Here is an 18,224-nt window from a genome sequence, read left to right as displayed (position 1 = left end):
CCTGTCAGACTGCGGAGGCGTTGCCGCCGGCAGTGGCGCCCGTGCCGTCGAGCACCGGCGGCGACGTGACGATCGATGTCAGCGCGGGCTCCGGCGCGCGCAGGTTGCGCACGTCCGGCAGCGGGCGGCGCAGCGCCGGCGACGCGGCGAACGCCTGCTCCATCGCCTGCGCCACGCCTAGCGTATGCCGGTCGCGCCGGAAGCCGCCGACCACCTGCAGCCCGAACGGCATGCCGGCGTGGTCGAGCCCGCAGGGCAGCGTGATGGCCGGGTGCGTGGCGAGCGTGACCACGTAGGTCAGCGCCAGCCAGCGATAGTAGTTCTCCTGCTTCTCGCCGTTGATGGTGTCGGCGTACAGCTCGGTCCAGGGGAAAGGCGAGACCGGCGTGGTCGGCGACAGCACCACGTCGTAGTCGCGATAGACCTGCTGGAAGCGCGCCAGGATACGCGTCTGCTCGGCCTGCGCCCAGGCGCTGTCCACCAGCGACATCTTCGCGCCCATTTCGTAGTTGGCGCGGGTGTTGGGCCCGAGGCTGGCCGGATCGCGCTGGTAGGCCTCGTTCATGCCCGCGACGAAGCTCTCGGCGCGCAGCACGTCGAAGCAGCGGTGCACGTCGCCGAGTTCGAACTTCACCTCGTCGCAGCTGCGGAACAGATGCTTCATCGCGTCGATCTTGCCGCGGAAGACGCGGCGGATCCCGTCATCGACGGCGCAGGCGCCGAAGTCCTCGGTCCAGGCGACGCGCAGCGAGCCGAGATCGACCTGCGGCGGCACCAGGAAGGACGCGGGGTCCAGTTCGTAGGTCAGCGGATCGCCCGCCGACAGCCCCGCCGACGCGGCCAGCTGCAGGCAGGCATCGGCCACCGTGCGGCCCATCGGGCCGACCACCGAGATCGGCGTCCAGCCCAGCAGCTTGCGCGAACTCGGCACGACGCCCGGCGACGGCCGGAACCCGACCACGCCGCACTTGGATGCCGGGATGCGCAGCGAGCCGCCGGTGTCCGAGCCTGTGCACACCGGCAGCATATCGGTGGCCAGCGCCGCCGCCGAGCCGCCCGAGGAGCCGCCCGCGTTCAGGTTGGGGTTGAAGGGATTGCCGGTGGCGCCCCACACCACGTTGCGCGAATTGGCGCCGGCGCCCATTTCCGGGATATTGGTCTTGCCCACCACCACCGCGCCAGCCGCGCGCAGGCGCGCCACCAGCACGTTGTCCTCGGCCGGCACATTGGCGCGATACAGCGGGGAGCCATAGGTCGTCAGCAGGCCGGCCGTGGCCTCCAGGTCCTTGACGCCCAGCGGCAGCCCGTGGAGCAGGCCGAGCGCGCCGCCCGCCATCACGTCGCGTTCGGCCGCGCGCGCCTCGGCGCGGGCGCGTTCGTAGCAGGTGGCGGTCACCGCGTTGATGAACGGGTTCACCGCCTCGATGCGCGCGATGCAAGCCTCCAGCAATTCCACCGGCGAGATCTCCTTGCCACCGATCAGCCGCCGCAATTCCACCGCCGAGCGGCTTACCAGATCGTCCGATGTCGTCATTGTCGTTCTCCTCATACGCCGAAGGGCCCGCCGGCATTCGCGCCGCGGGCCCCGGGGGCTCGGTCAGTGATGGGCCGCCTCAGTCGGCCGTGATGTTGGCACGTTGCGCGACTGCGCGCATCTTCGGCAATTCCCGCGTGATCAGGCTTGCCAGCTCGGCGCTGGTGCCGAAGCTGGGTTCGAAGCCATTGGCCAGCAGCTTGCTGCGCGTGTCCGGGTCGGCCATGGTCTGCTCCAGGGCCTTCTCCAGCTTCGCCTTCACCTCCGGCGGCAGCCCGCGCGGCGCGACCACGGCGAGCCAGGTGTCGGCGTCCATGCCGGGGTAGCCGCTCTCGGCGACGGTCGGCACGTCGGGCAGCAGGGTCGAGCGCTTGGCCGTGGTCACGGCGATGGCCTTGACCTTGCCTGCCTTGACCTGCGGCACGGCGGCGGCGACGGTATCCACGGTGAACGGAATCTGCCCGCCGATCAGATCCGTCATGGCCGGCGAGCTCCCCTTGTACGGCACGTGCAGCATCTGGATGCCGGTCGTGTGGAACAGCATCTCGCCGGCGAAGTGGGCGGTGGTGCCGGTGCCGAACGAACCATAGGAGTACTTGCCTGGCGTGGCCCTGGCCGCGGCCACCAGTTCCTTCATGTTGTTGACCGGCACGTCGCGGTTGGCCAGCAGGATCAGGCCGGTGCGCCCGGTCAGGCCGATCGGCTCGAAGCTCTTGACCGGATCGTAGGGCAGCTTGGCATGGATGGCGGGGTTGACCGTGAAGGTGGTGCCGGAACTGATGAACAGCGTATAGCCGTCCGGTGCCGCCTTGGCGACGTAGCTGGCGCCGACGATGGTGCCCGCGCCGGGCCGGTTGTCGATCACCACGCTCTGGCCCAGGCGGTCGCTCAGCTGCTTGCCCAGCAGCCGGCCGATCACGTCGGTGGCGCCGCCCGGCGGGAAAGGGATCACCAGCTGGATCGGCTTGGCGGGATACGCCTGCGCCATGGCGCCGGTGCTGCCCAGCACCGCGATGCAGCAGGCGGCGGCCAGGTATGTGAACTTGGAAACGGTCGACATCATGATGATTCTCCTGCTGAAGAGGGGATACGGTTCAGGCGGCGGCGAGTGCCGCGCCGCGGGCGAAAAAGCGCTGGTATTCGTCTTCGGGAACGAACAGTCCACCGGTGGTCCAGGCCAGGTGCACGGCCTGATGCATGACCGCATCGAGGCCGTGGCGCGCCAGGTAGGCGCGTCCGGCCGCGGTGCCGGTCAGCATCGCGGGGCCGGCGATGCCGGCCGCCGCGGACGGCTCGACGCGCACGTTTTCGGTGGTCGCGGCCAGATGCAGCAGGCGGAACAGCGTGTCGTCCTCGACGGTCAGCACGCCGGCCAGTTGCTGGCGCATGACCTGCGCGGCCAGTTCGGAGGCGCGCGGCACGGCAAGCCCGTCCGCCTCGGTGCGATTGGTCAGGCCGTAGTCGTAGACTGACGGATTGCCTTCGCCGGCGGCCATCATCTGCACGACGAAGCAGGGCGATTGCGTGGGCTCCACGAAGAAGCAGTGCACATACGGGCCGTAGAGCTGCCTCAGGCCGAACGCGATGCCGGCCGGTGCCCCGCCGACCCCGCACGGCAGGTAGACGAAGAGCGGATGCGCGGCATCGGGCGCGAGGCCGCGCTCGCGCAGCTGCTCGCCCAGGTGCAGCGCCGCGGCGCTGTAGCCAAGCAGCAGCGACAGCGAGCGCTCGTCATCGACGAAATAGCAGAAGGGATCCTGTTCGGCCTGGCGGCGTCCGGCCGCCACGGCCTCCTCGTAGTCGCCGGCATGCTCGACCACCTCCACGCCGCGGGCGCGCAGGCGGTCCTTCTTCCATGCCTTGGCGTCGGACGACATATGGACGGCGGCGCGAAAACCCAGCGCCGACGCCATCACGCCGATGCTCAGTCCGAGATTGCCGGTGGAGCCCACCGCCACCTCGTAGCGCGAGAACAGCGCGCGCGCGGCGTCGCCGGCCAGCGCGGTGTAGTCGGATTCGAGCGTGATCAGGCCATGCTCCAGCGCCAGCGTCTCGGCGAACTCGAGCACCTCGTGGATGCCGCCGCGGGCCTTGATGGAGCCGGCCACCGGCAGCAGATGATCCTGCTTGAGCCACAGCACGCCGTGTGCGGAAGGCAGGTCCAGCGCCCGCTGCAGCGCCGGCGCGGCGACCAGATCGGATTCGATGACGCCCCCGGTGGCGCCCAGTTCGGGAAACAGCCTCGCGAGCAGCGGTGCGAAGCGCCGGAAGCGCGCCCGGGCCTGCTGCACATCAGCTAGACTAATGCTCTTGCCGCCCGCCGCGAGCGCATCCGGACGTTCGCGGGAAAGGTCGGGATTGAGCCACAGCGTGGGCCGGGCGCCGCGAAGCGCGGCCAGATGCGCCTCGGTGTCGTGCGGAAACGGGGCGGAGTGGGCGGTCATGCCGGTAGGGTCCTCGTGGTCAGCAGTCGGTCGACGAAGCCTTTTCGTCGGACATCGTGGACACATTGTTGGCGCCGCGTGCCAATGTGACAAACCATTTGTACTGATCCATGCATTAGCGCTACTAATGGCTACCGTGCTCTCTTCCTCATTATTGGGATGGCTGCGCTGTTTCGAGGCAGCGGCCCGCCACAGCAACTTCACGCTCGCCGCCCGCGAGTTGTGCATCACGCAGGGCGCTGTCAGTCAGCAGGTGAAGCAACTGGAACAGTGGCTGCAACGCCCGCTGTTCCTGCGCACGCCGCGCGCGCTGGTGGTGACCCCGGACGGCGAGCGGCTGCGCTTCGTGCTGCGCGAGTCGTTCCAGGCGATCGAAGGCACGCTGACGCAGCTGCGCCGGCAGGACCACGCGGGCCCCATTGCGCTGTCGTGTTCGCCGTCGTTCGCGATGCGCTGGCTCACGCCGCGCCTGAGCGAGTTCTTCCGCGACCATGCGGACATCGGGCTGCGGGTGTACGGGGAATTCCATGCGCTCGATCGCACCCGGATGGTGCGCGACGGCATCGAGGCCGCCGTGCGCTTCGATCCGGGCGGCTATGCCGACCTGAAGGCGCGGCAGTTTCTCGACGAATGGCTATTGCCGGTGGCAAGCCCGGCGTTCGTGGCCGCGCATCCGGAGCTGCGCACGCCGCGCGACCTGCGCGGGGCGATGCTGCTGCACGACGTCAGCCCGTGGGACGGCGCGGGGGAATTCGCGGAATGGCGGCGGTGGCTGGCGCATGCCGGCGTCGAGGTGCCGGACTTCGAGCAGGGCCATCGCTTCAATCTCTCGCAGTTGGCGATCAGCGCCGCGCTGACGGGGCAGGGCATCGCGATGGGCCGCACCGCGCTGGTGCTGGAGGATATCGAGACGGGACGGCTGGTGGACCTGTTCGGCGTCCATGTGCGCAGCGAGGCGTCGTACTACTTCGTCTCGGCGCACGGGCAGTCGCCGCAGGTGGCGACCGTGGAGGAATGGCTGGTGGCGGAGGGCGCCCGCTTCGAGGCGCAGCGGGGCAGGGTGCTCGACCTCGCCCCGGCGAGGCCGGCGCCGGCCGCGCGGCGCAGGGCCACGCGGCGGCAGGGGTGAACGCTCAGTCCTCGCGCCGCAGGTGCGGGAACAGGATGACGTCGCGGATATTGGGGCTGTCGGTCAGCAGCATGACCAGGCGGTCGATGCCGATACCGCAGCCGCCCGTCGGGGGCATGCCGTATTCGAGCGCGCGGATATAGTCGGCGTCGAAGTACATCGCCTCCTCGTCGCCCGCGTCCTTCTGCTCCACCTGGCGGCGGAAGCGGTCGGCCTGGTCCTCTGCGTCGTTCAGCTCCGAGAAGCCATTGGCGATCTCGCGGCCGGTAATGAACAGCTCGAAGCGCTCCGTGATGCCGGGCGTCGTGTCCGAGGCGCGCGCCAGCGGCGACACTTCCACCGGGTAGTCGACGATGAAGGTCGGCTCCCACAGCTGGCTTTCCGCGGTTTCCTCGAACAGCACCAGTTGCAGCGTGCCCAGGCCCGCGTTGAGGAACTGCGGCGCGCTGGTGTTGACGCCGAACCTCTTCAGCTCGGTGCGCAGGAAGTCGGCATCGGCCAGTTGCGCGTCGGTGTATTGCGGCGCGAACTTCTGGATGGCCTGGCAGATCGTCAGGCGGTGGAACGGCTTGGCCAGGTCGAGCTCGCGGCCCTGGTAGGTCACGGTGGCGCTGCCGCGCGCATCGATGGCGGCACGGCGGATCAGGTCTTCGGTGAAGTCCATCAGCCAGCGGTAGTCCGTGTAGGCCGCGTAGAACTCCATCATCGTGAACTCGGGGTTGTGGCGCGGGCTGACCCCCTCGTTGCGGAAATTGCGGTTGATCTCGAACACGCGCTCGAAGCCGCCGACGATCAGGCGCTTCAGGTACAGCTCGGGCGCGATGCGCAGGAACATCTGCATGTCCAGCGCGTTGTGGTGCGTGATGAAGGGCTTGGCCGTCGCGCCGCCCGGGATCGGATGCAGCATCGGCGTTTCGACTTCCATGAAGCCCGCCTCTGCCATATGCCGGCGCAGCGACGAGATCGCGGCGGTGCGGGCGCGGAAGGTGGCGCGCGTCTCCGGCGATACGATCAGGTCCACATAGCGCTGGCGGTATTTCGTCTCCTGGTCGGCCAGGCCGTGGAACTTGTCCGGCAGCGGGCGCAGCGACTTGGACAGCAGGCGCAGCTCCTGCACCTGCACCGACAGCTCGCCCTTGTTGGTGCGGAACAGCAGGCCGCGCGCGCTGATGATGTCGCCCAGGTCCCAGTGCTTGAAGGCGGCATAGACGTCCTCGCCGACCTTGTCGCGGGTGATGTAGAACTGAATCTGGCCGCTGCCGTCCTGCACGGTGGCGAAGCTGGCCTTGCCCATCACGCGCTTGAGCATCATGCGGCCGGCAATGGCAACCTCGACCGGCTGCGCTTCCAGCGCGGCCTGGTCGGACTCGCCATGGGCGGCGTGCAGCGCCGCGGCCTGGTGGGTCGGGCGGAAATCGTTGGGGAAGGCCACGCCCTGCTGGCGCAGCGCCTGCAGCTTCTCGCGGCGCTCGGCCATGATCTTGTTCTCGTCGGCGGCGCCGTTGGCGGATTCTGGCGCAGCGGGCGCGCGGGTCGGTTCGGTCATGATGTCTTGATGATGCTGGCGGCGCGTGGGCCGCGAAGGTCTGGTACTGCGTGTCGGCGGCGGGACGGGAGGCGGTCCCGCGCGCGCTGCTTACGCGTTCCGGATGTCGTCGATCTCGGTCGCGCCGAAGTCGGGGCGGTTCAGGTAGGCGGCAATCCGTTTGGCGGTGTCGTCGGGGCTGGCGAGCTGATCGTTCTCCTTCAGGTCGCGGAAGCGCTGCACCTGGGCGAAGTCCGCGTCGCGGATCGTGGCCTGCATGCCGGTGTCCACCACGCCAGGGGCGAGCGCCACGGCGCGCACCGCACGCGCGGCGTCGGCGCCGGCGTACTCGGCGTTGACCGAGCGCATGAACATGTCCAGTCCGGCCTTGCCGGCGCAGTACGCGCTCCAGCCCTCGACCGGCCGGCGCGCCGCGCCCGACGAGATGGCCAGCACCTTGCGCGGGCAGCCATAGCGCTCGCTGCGCTCCAGGAAGGCGCCGGTCATGGTCATCGGCGCGGCCAGGTTGGTCAGCAGATGCGGCACCAGCGTCGATTCATGCAGCTGCGTGATCGGACCGATCGGCTCGATCACGCCCGCGTTCAGGATCAGCGTGGCGCTGGCATGGGGTTCGTCGACGGCATCCAGCACGCTGGCCAGCCACGTCGCGGCCTGCATCGGCTGCGACAGGTCCTGCAGGTGCCAGGCCACCGGCACGCCGCTGGCCGCGGCCTCCTGTTCCAGTTCCGGATTGCGGCTGCGCGAGACGCAGACCAGATGATTGCCCGGCACGAGCAGGGCGCGCACGAGCGCGGCGCCCAGGCCGCGAGAGGCGCCGGTCACGACGATCAGGTGGGTTGCAGACGGGTTTGCGGACGAGGTTGCGGACATCGGGGCTGCGGTCATGGAAGTTCGCCGGTGCGGATGGGCACAGAGGTGGAAACATGAAAGCCCGCGGCACGGGTGCCGCGGGCGCTGCACTGCTTACAGCCCCTGCTTCAGGCTGGCTACGATGAACGGGTCCAGGTCGCCGTCCAGCACCTTTTGCGTGTTGGACATTTCCACGTTGGTGCGCAGATCCTTGATGCGGCTCTGGTCCAGCACATAGGAACGGATCTGGTGGCCCCAGCCCACATCGGTCTTGGACGATTCCAGCTTGTCCGCCTCGGCCTGGCGCTTGCGCATCTCGTGCTCGTACAGGCGCGACTTGAGCATCGACATCGCTTCGGCGCGGTTGCGGTGCTGCGAGCGGTCGTTCTGGCACTGGACCACGATGCCGGTCGGGATATGGGTGATACGCACGGCGGAATCGGTCTTGTTGATGTGCTGGCCGCCCGCGCCCGAGGCACGGTAGGTATCGACGCGCAGATCGGCGGGATTGACCTCGACCTCGAACGATTCGTCGACCTCGGGGTACACGAACACCGACGAGAACGACGTATGGCGGCCGCCCGACGAGTCGAACGGCGACTTGCGCACCAGCCGGTGCACGCCCGTCTCGGTCCGCAGGTAGCCGAAGGCGTATTCGCCCTCGACCTTGATCGTCGCGCTCTTGATACCCGCCACGTCGCCTTCGGATTCTTCCAGCACCTCGGCCTTGAAGCCCTTGCGCTCGCAGTACTTCAGGTACTGGCGCAGCAGCATCGAGGCCCAGTCGCACGCTTCGGTGCCGCCGGCGCCGGCCTGGATATCGATGAAGGCGTTGGCCTGGTCCATCTCGCCGGCGAACATGCGGCGAAATTCCATGTCGGCCACGATGGCCTCGAAGCCCGCGACATCGCTCTCGATCGAGGCCAGCGTGTCGTCGTCGCCTTCCTCGCGCGCGAGGTCGTACAGCTCCTGCGCGCTATCGAGGTCTTCCGTCAGCTTGCCCAGGACGCCGACCACGCCCTCGAGCATCTTCTTTTCCTTGCCGAGATCCTGGGCCCGCTTGGGGTTGTTCCAGACCTCGGGGTCTTCCAGCTCGCCGTTGACTTCGTCCAGGCGTCCTACTTTGACATCGTAGTCAAAGATACCCCCGTAGATCTTCCGTTCGCGAACGGAGATCGGAGATGGCGCCGGAGATGGCGTTGAGGCGTTCTGCTTCCATGGTGTCCCTGCGCTTTGAAAACCGTGAATTATAGCGGATCGAGGCTTGATTTCGCCGCGCCCGTCGCGGTAAACCCGAACCCGGCGGCCTTGCCGCAGTCTACAGTTGCGGGTGCGGCGGCCGTTACATTGGCAGGATGCGGCATCATGCGTCGCCAGGCGGCCCCTCGATGGCGCCGCGCAGGGCCACCGCAGGCAGGAACCTCAAGCAGATATCGGGAGCGGCAGACAACAGCAATGAACAAGGCAATGACACAGAGCCCCATGCCGTGGGACGGGGCGCCGGGCCGCCGTCGCGCGCTCGTCCTTCTGGCCGCCGCCGCCGCCGCGGTGGCGGCGGGCTGCGGCACGCTGGCAAGCGAGCCGGCCCCGCCCGGTTTCTATCGCGTGCAGTCGGGCGACACGCTTTACTCGATCGCACGCCGCCACAAGCGCTCCGTGCGGGACTTGACGCGCTGGAACGATCTGCCCAGCGCCGATCGCATCGAGGTGGGCCAGCTGATCCGGATCCAGCCAAATGGCGCGGCCGCGTCGTCGACGGCGTCCACCGGTCAGCCGGCGGCGGTCGCCGAGACCCCGCGCAGCGAGCCGCGCACGGCGTCGCGCCCGCCGGCGAGCAGCATCCGGCTGCAATGGCCCGTGGAGGGGGCCGTCACCAAGGGGTATGCGCCGCCGGGCAGCAAGGGGCTGACCATCGCCACGCCGGCCAACGCCAGCGTGCGCGCCGCGGCGGCGGGATGGGCCATCCATGTCGGCACACTGCGCGGCTACGGCATGCTCGTCATCGTCAAGCACAACGACGACTGGCTGACGGTCTACGGCAACCTGGACAAGCCCACCGTCAAGGAAGGCGCGCAGATCGCCGCGGGCCAGGAGGTCGGTCGCATGGGCGCCGCGGCCAGCGAGCTGCATTTCGAGGTGCGCGGCAACGGCAAGCCGGTGGACCCGACCGGGCTGCTGCCGGCGCGGGGCTGAACGGGAGAGGGGGCGCGCGCTACTGCGCGTGCTCGATCACCATCTGCACGCGCGTGACGCCGTTGAAGGTGTTGTTGTCCAGCCGGTAGGCCACCATCGCGCTGGCGCCCAGCGTATCGGCGTGGTTGAACCAGATCGCGTCGAACTGACGGTTGCCGCGGCCCAGCTGCAGCTTCAGGTGCTTGCCCTTGAGCACGCTCTGGCGCAGCACGTTGAACTCGCCGCAGAAGGTGGGGGGCGGAAAGCCCTGGCCCCACACATGGCCTTCGAGCATCGTGACGAAGGCCGGGTCGAAGCAGTGGTCCTCGATATCGCCGTCCGTCTCGATCACGCGCGCAAGCTGCTCGTCGGTCAGCCATTCGCGGCCGACCGTCTCGAACGCGTCCATGAAACGCTCGAAGTCGCCGGCGCGCAGCGTCAGGCCGGCGGCCATCGCATGGCCGCCGAACTTGACCAGCAGGCCGGGGTGGCGCTTGGACACCAGATCCAGCGCGTCGCGCAGGTGAAAGCCCGGGATCGAGCGGCCCGAGCCCTTGATGGTCTGCTCGTCGCCCGGCGCGAACGTGATCGTCGGGCGGTGGAATTTCTCCTTGAGTCGCGAGGCCACGATGCCGATCACGCCCTGGTGCCAGGTGTCGTTGAACACGCTGACGGTGAAGCGCGAGGCGGCGTCCATGCCGTCCAGCGGCTGCTCCAGCAGGCGCAGCGCTTCCTGCTGCATGCCGGCTTCGATATCGCGCCGCTCCCGGTTCATGCCGTCCAGTTCCTGCGCGATTTCCCAGGCGCGGTTGGCGTCGTCGGTCAGCAGGCATTCGATGCCCAGCGACATGTCGGCCAGCCGGCCCGCCGCGTTCAGGCGCGGCCCCAGGCCGAAGCCGAGGTCGAACGTGGTGGCGCGCGAGGCTTCGCGGCCGGCGGCGCGGAACAGCGCGGCAACGCCCGGATGCATGCGTCCCGCGCGCATCCGGCGCAGGCCCTGCGCGACCAGGATGCGGTTGTTGCTGTCGAGCTTGACCACGTCGGCGACCGTGCCCAGCGCCACCAGGTCCAGCAGCGCATCCAGCCGCGGTTGCGTCTCGGCGCTGAACACCCCGCGTCCGCGCATCTCGGCGCGCAGCGCCAGCAGCGTGTAGAACATCACGCCCACGCCCGCCAGGTTCTTGCTGGGGAATCCGCAGCCGGGCTGGTTGGGGTTCACGATCACCGCGGCGTCCGGCAGGCGGTCGCCCGGCAGATGGTGGTCGGTTACCACGACGTCGATGCCGCGCGCATTGGCCGCGGCCACGCCGTCGACGCTGGCGATGCCGTTGTCCACGGTGACGATCACGTCCGGCTCGTGCCGCGCCGCGAGTGCAACGATCTCCGGCGTCAGCCCGTAGCCGTACTCGAAGCGGTTCGGCACGATGTAGTCCACCTTTGCGCCGAGCATGCGCAGGCCGCGCACGCCGACCGCGCAGGCGGTGGCGCCGTCGCAGTCGTAGTCCGCCACGATCAGCAGCCGGCGGCCGGCGGCGATGGCGTCGGCCAGGTAGCGCGCCGCATGGTCGATGCCCTTCATCGCGGCGGGCGGCGCCAGCCCCGGCAGGTCCGTCGCCAGTTCGCCCGCGTGGGTAACGCCGCGCGCGGACAGGATGCGGGCCAGCGTGGGGTGCAGGCCGTGCGCGGCGAGCGCGCTGGCGCATTCGGGCAGATGGGGGCGGATCGCGATACGGGTCATGCGGAGCGGGCGGGTGTCATGGGGTCGTGTGGAAAGCCTCGATGGGGGCGCTCAGGCGGCCAGTGCAAGGTCGGAGAGCACCGCGCGCCAGTCGCCGCGGCCGCCGAAGCCGCGCCAGAACTTGCGCAGGTCGCCGCGGCCGACCGTGAATTCGGCGTAGTGGTGGTCGCCGCCCAGCACCAGCGTCAGGGTTTGCAGGGCACCGGATTCGAGCGCCGACAAAGCGGGGGCGAACCACTCGGCCTCGAGCGCGTGCATGCGCTCGATCCACAGGCCCCAGTCCTGCCCGATATGGGCCTCGGCGGCGTGGTCGAGCAAAGCCAGCGCGCTGCCGGCATGCGTCTCGAAGCGCGGCGGCACCGGCAGGCAGGCGGCGCCGCCAGCGGTGGCAAGGCCACGGAGAAAGGCGTCGTCCGAGAGCACCGTGTCGGCGAGCCGCGGCACCTTGGCCAGCGTGCCGCCGCCGTGCAGCCAGACCGAATTGATGGTCAGCTCGCCCGCGCCCTCGCGCGCCTGGTTGACCGGATGGTCGTGCCAGGTCATCTGGATCTCGTTCTGGAAGCGGCGCCAGTCGCGCGCCCGCGCGCCGGCCTGCATCCACACGTCGATGTTGCGACCGGTGGCGCGCAGCGGCGCGGTGGCCTCCAGCGGGCCGAACACGGCCTCGGGCAGATACCAGCGGGCGGGGTGGGGCGCCTCGAGCGCGATGCCGGACTCCGCCAGCAGGGGCTCGATCGCGGCGCGCAGGGCCGCCGCCTCCTCGGCACGGATGGCGAGCCGCGCCGGGTCCATCAGCACCAGGTGGTCGCGCGCGGCATGGATATGCACCGGCTGCAGGCAGACCCATGCCCGCTCGTCGGGGGCGCCGCCGTCCGCCAGGCGCATGTACGGGGCGCTCGGCACGCTGGCCGTCGAGAGTCCGGCACGGGCGGCCAGCCAGCGCTCGTGCGCCAGGGAGCGCAGCGCGGTGGGGTCGAAGCCCGCGCCGTGGCGCTCGCGCGCGCCGGGCGTGGCGCGGGTCAGCAACTTTCCGAGGGCCGGCAACTCCAACTGGCGCAGCAGCGCGGCCGGCACGACGTCGTCGGCGTCGTCGCCGGCGCCCGGCGGCACGGAAAAGGGCACAATCAGGGTCAGGTGCGTCATCATGGTTGGCGAGATTGTAAACTCGCGGCTGGCCGCCGGCGGAAATCGCTGCCCGGCAATGCGTAACATGTGGTCGCCCGCCGGCCGCCAGGCCGCAGGCAACGCCCGGGGACGCGCGGTCCCGCCCCGGGCGCGCCGTGAACCGAAACAACAGGAACCCTCTTGAACTTTCCCTACGAGTGGCAAATCGGCTGGCGCTACACGCGCGCCAGCAAGCGCGCCAGCCGCAATACCTTTATCTCGTTCATCTCGATGATCTCCATGCTCGGCATCGCGCTCGGCGTGGCCGCGCTGATCGTGGTGCTGTCGGTGATGAACGGCTTCCAGAAGGAGGTGCGGGACCGCATGCTGTCGGTGCTGGCGCATATCGAGGTGATCGGCCCGACGACCCTGCCCGACTGGCGCCGCACCGCCGAGGAGGCGCTGCGCAACAAGGAAGTGGTCGGCGCCGCGCCGTACGTGGCCGCGCAGGCCATGCTGACGCGCGACGAGGCGGTGCGCGGCGTGCTGCTGCGCGGCGTGGATCCGGCCGAGGAACCCAAGGTCTCCGATGTCGGCGGCCAGTTCCGGGCCGGCACGATGAAGAGCCTGATCCCGGGCGAATTCGGCATCGCGCTGGGCGGCGAGCTGGCGAACGCGATGGGCGTGCGGCTCGGCGACAAAGTCACGCTGGTCGCGCCGCAGGGCACGATCACGCCGGCCGGCGTGCTGCCCCGCCTCAAGCAGTTCACCGTGGTCGGCATCTTTTCGTCCGGTCATTACGAGTTCGACAGCGCGCTGGCGCTGATCAACATCGAGGACGCCGAGGTGCTGTTCCGCCTGGACGGCCCCAACGGCGTGCGCCTGAAGCTGAGCGACATGCAGCGCGCCCCGCAGGTGGCGGACGCACTGGCGCGCACCATGTCCGGCGAGCTGTACCTGCGCGACTGGTCCAAGCAGAACCGCAACTGGTTCGCCGCGGTGCAGACCGAGAAGCGCATGATGTTCATCATCCTGACGCTGATCATCGCGGTGGCCGCGTTCAATCTCGTCTCCACGCTGGTGATGACGGTCACCGACAAGCAGGCGGATATCGCCATCCTGCGCACCATGGGCGCGCAGCCCGGCTCGATCATGAAGATCTTCATCGTGCAGGGCATCGCCATCGGCTTTATCGGCACGCTGCTGGGCGTGGCCGGCGGCGCGCTGATCGCGCACAACATCGACGTGATCGTGCCTTTCATCGAGCGGATGCTGAACGTGCAGTTTCTGCCCCGCGACATCTACTTCATCAGCGAACTACCTTCGGACCCGCGCGTGAACGACATCGCCACCATCGGCATCATCTCTTTCGTGCTGGCCACGCTGGCCACGCTGTACCCGAGCTGGCGCGCCGCCCGCGTCAACCCCGCGGAGGCGCTGCGCTATGAGTGAGACCCTCGTGAACTTTCCCGAGACGTCGGCCTCGATGCCGCGCGTCGCGAACGCCGATGCCGTGCCCGTACTGTCCGGCGAAGCGCTGTGCAAGCGCTTCCGCCAGGGCGGGCTCGATGTCGAGGTGCTCAAGGGCGTGGATGTGCGCGTCGATGCCGGCGAGAAGGTCGCCATCGTGGGCGCCTCAGGCTCCGGCAAAAGCACGCTGCTGCATGTGCTGGGCGGCCTGGACAATCCCGACAGCGGCCGCGTCGCGCTGCAGGGCAAGCCCTTCACCGCGCTGCGCGAGAGCGAGCGCAATATCGTGCGCAACCGGGCGCTCGGCTTCGTCTACCAGTTCCACCATCTGCTGCCGGAATTCACCGCGCTCGACAACGTGGCCATGCCGATGCGCATCCGCGGCCTGAAGCAGGGCCCGGCGCGCGATGCCGCGCAGGCCATGCTGGAGCGCGTGGGCCTCGGCGGGCGGGCGCAGCACCGGCCCGGCGAGCTGTCGGGCGGCGAGCGGCAGCGCGTGGCCATCGCGCGCGCGCTGGTGGGGCAGCCGGCCTGCGTGCTGGCCGACGAGCCGACCGGCAACCTGGACGACCATACCGCGGGCGGCGTCTACGACCTGATGCTGGAGCTGTCGCGCACGCTCGGCACCAGCTTCGTGATCGTGACGCACGACGTCGACCTGGCCGCCCGCTGCGACCGCGTGCTGCGCCTGCGCGACGGCCATCTGCACCAAGAGCGCTGAGCGCGCGCCAGCGACAGCCGCCGCCATGTGGATCGACACCCATTGCCATCTGGACGCCGGCGAGTTCGACGCCGACCGCGATGCCGTGGTCGCGGCGGCGGAAGCGGCCGGCGTGCGCGGCATCGTGCTGCCGGCGGTCGCGGTCAGCAACTTCGGCGCCGTGCGCGCGCTCTCCAGGCGCCATGCGGGCTGCGTCTATGCGCTGGGCATCCATCCGCTGTGCAGCGGCAGCGCGACGCAGGCGGACATCGATACGCTGGCGCGCGAGGTGGAGGCATCGCTGGGCGATCCGCGCTTTGTCGGCATCGGCGAGATCGGCCTCGATTTCTTCGTGCGCGACCTCGACCCGGCGCACCAGACCTGGGTTTGCGCGCAGCAACTGAAGATCGCGCGCGAGTTCGACCTGCCGGTGCTGCTGCACGTGCGCAAGTCGCAGGACCAGGTGCTGGCGCAGTTGCGCCGCGCGGGCGTGCGGCAGGGCATCGCCCATGCCTTCAACGGCAGCCTGCAGCAGGCGCAGGGCTTCATCGACCATGGCCTGAAGCTGGGCTTCGGCGGCAACATGACGTTCGAGCGCGCGCGGCAGATCCGGCGGCTGGCTCTGGAGCTGCCGCTGGAAGCCATCGTGCTGGAGACCGACGCGCCCGATATCGCGCCCGCCTGGCTGACCGACGGCCAGTTCGGCGAGCAGCGCAAGGTCCGCAATACGCCGGCCGAAGTCGCCGGTGTCGCCCGCGAGCTGGGCGCGCTGCGTGGCATCGCCCCCGACGCGCTGGCCGCGGCGATGTGGCGCAACTCGGTCGCGGCGCTGCCGCGGCTCGCCGCCTTCGCGGCCACGATGGCGCCCGCCATCGTCACAGCCTGACAAGTATTTCCGCTTCGTCCCGCCGTATAAACGAGCCGTCTTGACTCCATCGCGGCGTGGGCCGCCGCGTTCGCCGCCATGGGTTTGTCCGTCTCGTGTGCCATCGGGTTGCCTTCGATATTCCCGCCGGAGCTCGCGCGCCCATGCGGCTGACGCTGCTTGCGTTTGTCGCGGGGTGCTGGTGGCTGCAAGGGCAAGCGGCGCTGCCCGGCACGGTGGCTTTGCTCGCGGCGGCGTTGCTGCCGCTATGCCTGATGCTGGTGGCAGGCCGCTGGTATCGGGGGTCGCCCTGGCCGCGCCTTGCCTGCCAGTGGATGCTTGCCGCGCTGTGCGGCTTCGGCTGGGCGGCCTGGCGCGCCGAGCACGGTCTGGCGGGGCGGCTCGACCCGGCGGCGGAAGGGCTCGACATCGAGGTGACCGGCGTGGTGTCGGGCCTGCCCGCGGCGGCCGCGCAAGGCGTGCGCTTTCTCTTTGCCGTGGAGCGGTCGGCAACGCCGGTGCCGGCGCAGCTGTCGCTGGCCTGGTATGACGCGCCTCCCGACCTGCTGCCGGGCCAGCGCTACGACTTCACCGTGCGCCTGCGGCGTCCTCATGGGCTGGCGAATCCGCACGGCTTCGACTACGAAGTGTGGCTGCTGCAGCGGGGCATCGGTGCCACCGGCCACGTGCGCGCGGTGCACGGCCCGGCGCGCGAAGCGGTCGCCGGCTCCTTCGCCTGGCGCATCGCGCGCTGGCGTGCGCGGCTGCGCCAGCGTATCCGCGCGGCGCTGCCGGCCGATGCCCGCTTCGCCCCCGTGCTGGTGGCGCTCGTGGTCGGCGACCAGCGCGGCATCGGGCCCGACGACTGGCGGCTGTTCACGCGCACCGGCATCGGTCACCTGATCAGCATCTCCGGCCTGCATATCACGATGATCTCCGGGCTGGTCGCGGCACTGGCGCAGGCGCTGTGGCGCCGTTCGTTCGGGCTGGCGCACCGGCTGCGCCGGCCGCTGCCGCTGCGCTGTCCGGCGCGCCGCGTGGCACTGCTCGCCGCCGTCGGCGGCGCCTTCGGCTACGGGCTGATGGCGGGCATGGAGGTGCCGGCGCAGCGCACCGTGGCGATGGTGGCGGCGGGCGCCATCGCGCTGTGGCGCGATCGCGCGCCGCCGGCGTCGCTGGTGCTGGCGTGGGCCGCGTTCGCGGCGGTCGCGCTCGATCCGTGGGCGGTGCTGTCCGCCGGGTTCTGGCTGTCGTTCGGCGCGGTCGCCGTGATCTTCCTGGCGGCGTCCGAAGAGCGCGGTGTTGCCGGGCAGGGCGCGTGGGCGCGTCTGCGTGCCACGCTGGCGGCGGCGGGGCGCACGCAGTGGGCGGTGACCATCGGACTGGTGCCGCTGACACTGGCGCTGTTCCAGCAGATCTCGGTGGTATCGCCGCTGGCCAACGCCGTGGCGATCCCGGTGGTCAGCCTTGCGGTGACGCCGGCCGCGCTGGTGGGCGCCTTGTCGCCGTCGCCGCTCGCGGGGCTGCTCCTGGGCGCCGCGCATGCCTTGCTCGAATGGCTGGCGTGGCTGCTGCATTGGCTGTCGCAGCCGGCCTGGGCCGTGTGGGAGGCGCGCGCGCCGCGCCTGTCGGAACTGCTGCTGGCCGCGGTCGGCACGCTGCTGATGCTCGCACCGGCAGCCTTCGGCCTGCGCGCGCGGCTGCATGGCCTGCTGTTGCTGCTGCCGATGCTGTGCGCGGGCCGCGAACCGGTGGCCGCCGGCGAGTTCCGCGCGATCGCGTTCGACGTGGGGCAGGGCACCGCCGTGCTGGTCCTGACCCGCGCACATGCGCTGCTCTACGATGCCGGGCCCATCCACGGGCCGCCGGCGGAACCGGCGCCTGATCGCAAGCGCGAAGGCGTCGCGTCCGCGCCGCCATCGAGCGCGGGGGAGCGGGTGATCGTGCCCTATCTGCGCGCGACCGGCGTGCGCTCGCTCGACGTGCTGATGGTCAGCCACGAAGACGCCGACCATGCCGGCGGAGTCCGCGACGTGATGGCGGCCGTGCCGGTGGGTCGGCTGCTGACGGGTGCGCCGGCCCGCCATCCGCTGCTGTTGCCGCCGGCCGGGACGGCCGCGCCCATGCCGGCGCCGTGCGAGGCCGGCATGGGCTGGGAATGGGATGGCGTGCGCTTCGACGTGTTGCATCCCGCCCCGGGCGACGCGGGCAATGCCGCCATCGGCAGCAACGCGCGCAGCTGCGTGCTGCGCATCGCCACGGGCGCCTCCAGCCTGCTGCTGACCGGCGATATCGACCGCGCCAGCGAGCTGGCCATCATCGGCCGGGGCGAGCGCGGGGAAGGGCCCGAATCGCGCGCGACGGTCCTGCTGGCACCGCATCACGGCAGCGCGACGTCGTCCACCGACGCCTTTCTCGCCGCGGTGGCGCCCGAGGCGGCGCTGTTCCAGCTCGGCTACCGCAATCGCTACCACCATCCGCATCCCGACGTGTGGCGCCGGTATGCCCGGCACGGGGTCGCCCGGTACCGTGCCGATGCCACGGGCGCGGTCGAGATGATCACGGCGTCGGGCGGCTACCGGCTGGCGCCCTTCCGCCAGACGCAGCGGCGCTACTGGCGCGAGGCGCCGGCCGCGCCGGAATAGGGAGCGGCCGGGGAAGGGCAGGGGAGGA

At 70.3% G+C, this 18,224-nt stretch carries 14 protein-coding genes; 6 read left to right on the top strand and 8 right to left on the bottom strand.

Annotated features, from left to right (window positions below; genetic code table 11):
* Positions 1 to 4 precede the first annotated feature (4 nt).
* The 3 genes from LDO27_RS10520 to LDO27_RS10510 all read right to left on the bottom strand — a co-directional run bounded on the left by LDO27_RS10520 (position 5) and on the right by LDO27_RS10510 (position 3,978).
* On the bottom strand, positions 5 to 1,534 hold the full coding sequence (locus LDO27_RS10520; protein ID WP_224041620.1) for an amidase: 1,530 nt from the start codon (positions 1,532 to 1,534) through the stop codon (positions 5 to 7).
* A 79-nt stretch (positions 1,535 to 1,613) separates the two neighbouring features.
* Entirely contained in the window at positions 1,614 to 2,594 is a 981-nt protein-coding gene (locus LDO27_RS10515; RefSeq protein WP_377747208.1) for a Bug family tripartite tricarboxylate transporter substrate binding protein, read from the bottom strand.
* 34 nt (positions 2,595 to 2,628) lie between these two features.
* On the bottom strand, positions 2,629 to 3,978 hold the full coding sequence (locus LDO27_RS10510) for a D-serine ammonia-lyase (RefSeq protein ID WP_224041618.1): 1,350 nt from the start codon (positions 3,976 to 3,978) through the stop codon (positions 2,629 to 2,631).
* A gap of 127 nt (positions 3,979 to 4,105) precedes the next feature.
* Between LDO27_RS10510 and LDO27_RS10505 the strand changes: the two genes are divergently transcribed.
* Positions 4,106 to 5,107: a LysR substrate-binding domain-containing protein gene (locus LDO27_RS10505; protein ID WP_224041616.1), complete on the top strand. Its 1,002-nt coding sequence runs from the start codon at positions 4,106 to 4,108 to the stop codon at positions 5,105 to 5,107.
* A 4-nt stretch (positions 5,108 to 5,111) separates the two neighbouring features.
* Here LDO27_RS10505 and lysS read toward each other — a convergent pair whose 3' ends face one another.
* The 3 genes from lysS to prfB form a co-directional block, all read right to left on the bottom strand.
* On the bottom strand, positions 5,112 to 6,653 hold the full coding sequence (gene lysS, locus LDO27_RS10500) for a lysine--tRNA ligase (protein WP_224041614.1): 1,542 nt from the start codon (positions 6,651 to 6,653) through the stop codon (positions 5,112 to 5,114).
* A 90-nt stretch (positions 6,654 to 6,743) separates the two neighbouring features.
* Entirely contained in the window at positions 6,744 to 7,538 is a 795-nt protein-coding gene (locus LDO27_RS10495) for an SDR family oxidoreductase (protein WP_224041612.1), read from the bottom strand.
* Positions 7,539 to 7,616: 78 nt separating this feature from the next.
* Positions 7,617 to 8,721 (bottom strand): peptide chain release factor 2 gene (gene prfB / locus LDO27_RS10490; RefSeq protein WP_224041610.1). Its coding sequence is split into 2 segments (ribosomal slippage): positions 7,617 to 8,639 and positions 8,641 to 8,721, totalling 1,104 coding nucleotides; the frame shifts between segments, so codons are not numbered across the junction.
* Between the two features lie 248 nt (positions 8,722 to 8,969).
* Between prfB and LDO27_RS10485 the strand changes: the two genes are divergently transcribed.
* Positions 8,970 to 9,695, top strand: a complete 726-nt coding sequence (locus LDO27_RS10485) for a peptidoglycan DD-metalloendopeptidase family protein (RefSeq protein ID WP_224041608.1) — start codon at positions 8,970 to 8,972, stop codon at positions 9,693 to 9,695.
* A 19-nt stretch (positions 9,696 to 9,714) separates the two neighbouring features.
* Here LDO27_RS10485 and recJ read toward each other — a convergent pair whose 3' ends face one another.
* Positions 9,715 to 11,412 (bottom strand): single-stranded-DNA-specific exonuclease RecJ, encoded by a 1,698-nt coding sequence (recJ, locus tag LDO27_RS10480; protein ID WP_222201383.1) that lies wholly within the window; start codon positions 11,410 to 11,412, stop codon positions 9,715 to 9,717.
* Positions 11,413 to 11,463: 51 nt separating this feature from the next.
* On the bottom strand, positions 11,464 to 12,558 hold the full coding sequence (locus LDO27_RS10475) for a hypothetical protein (RefSeq protein ID WP_224041606.1): 1,095 nt from the start codon (positions 12,556 to 12,558) through the stop codon (positions 11,464 to 11,466).
* A gap of 159 nt (positions 12,559 to 12,717) precedes the next feature.
* On the opposite strand from LDO27_RS10475, the gene LDO27_RS10470 reads away from it, so the two are divergent.
* The 4 genes from LDO27_RS10470 to LDO27_RS10455 all read left to right on the top strand — a co-directional run bounded on the left by LDO27_RS10470 (position 12,718) and on the right by LDO27_RS10455 (position 18,196).
* Positions 12,718 to 13,968 (top strand): lipoprotein-releasing ABC transporter permease subunit, encoded by a 1,251-nt coding sequence (locus LDO27_RS10470; protein WP_222201381.1) that lies wholly within the window; start codon positions 12,718 to 12,720, stop codon positions 13,966 to 13,968.
* A 34-nt stretch (positions 13,969 to 14,002) separates the two neighbouring features.
* Positions 14,003 to 14,707: a lipoprotein-releasing ABC transporter ATP-binding protein LolD gene (gene lolD, locus LDO27_RS10465; RefSeq protein ID WP_377747207.1), complete on the top strand. Its 705-nt coding sequence runs from the start codon at positions 14,003 to 14,005 to the stop codon at positions 14,705 to 14,707.
* Positions 14,708 to 14,732: 25 nt separating this feature from the next.
* Positions 14,733 to 15,572 (top strand): TatD family hydrolase, encoded by an 840-nt coding sequence (locus LDO27_RS10460; RefSeq protein WP_224041602.1) that lies wholly within the window; start codon positions 14,733 to 14,735, stop codon positions 15,570 to 15,572.
* Positions 15,573 to 15,715: 143 nt separating this feature from the next.
* Positions 15,716 to 18,196 carry a DNA internalization-related competence protein ComEC/Rec2 gene (locus LDO27_RS10455; protein ID WP_224041600.1) on the top strand — a complete coding sequence of 827 codons (2,481 nt, stop codon included), beginning with the start codon at positions 15,716 to 15,718 and terminating at the stop codon, positions 18,194 to 18,196.
* The last annotated feature ends 28 nt before the right edge of the window (positions 18,197 to 18,224 follow it).

The organism is Cupriavidus respiraculi (genome assembly GCF_914271545.1).
Taxonomy (GTDB): domain Bacteria; phylum Pseudomonadota; class Gammaproteobacteria; order Burkholderiales; family Burkholderiaceae; genus Cupriavidus; species Cupriavidus respiraculi.
This window is presented reverse-complemented; position numbering and strand designations above follow the sequence as displayed.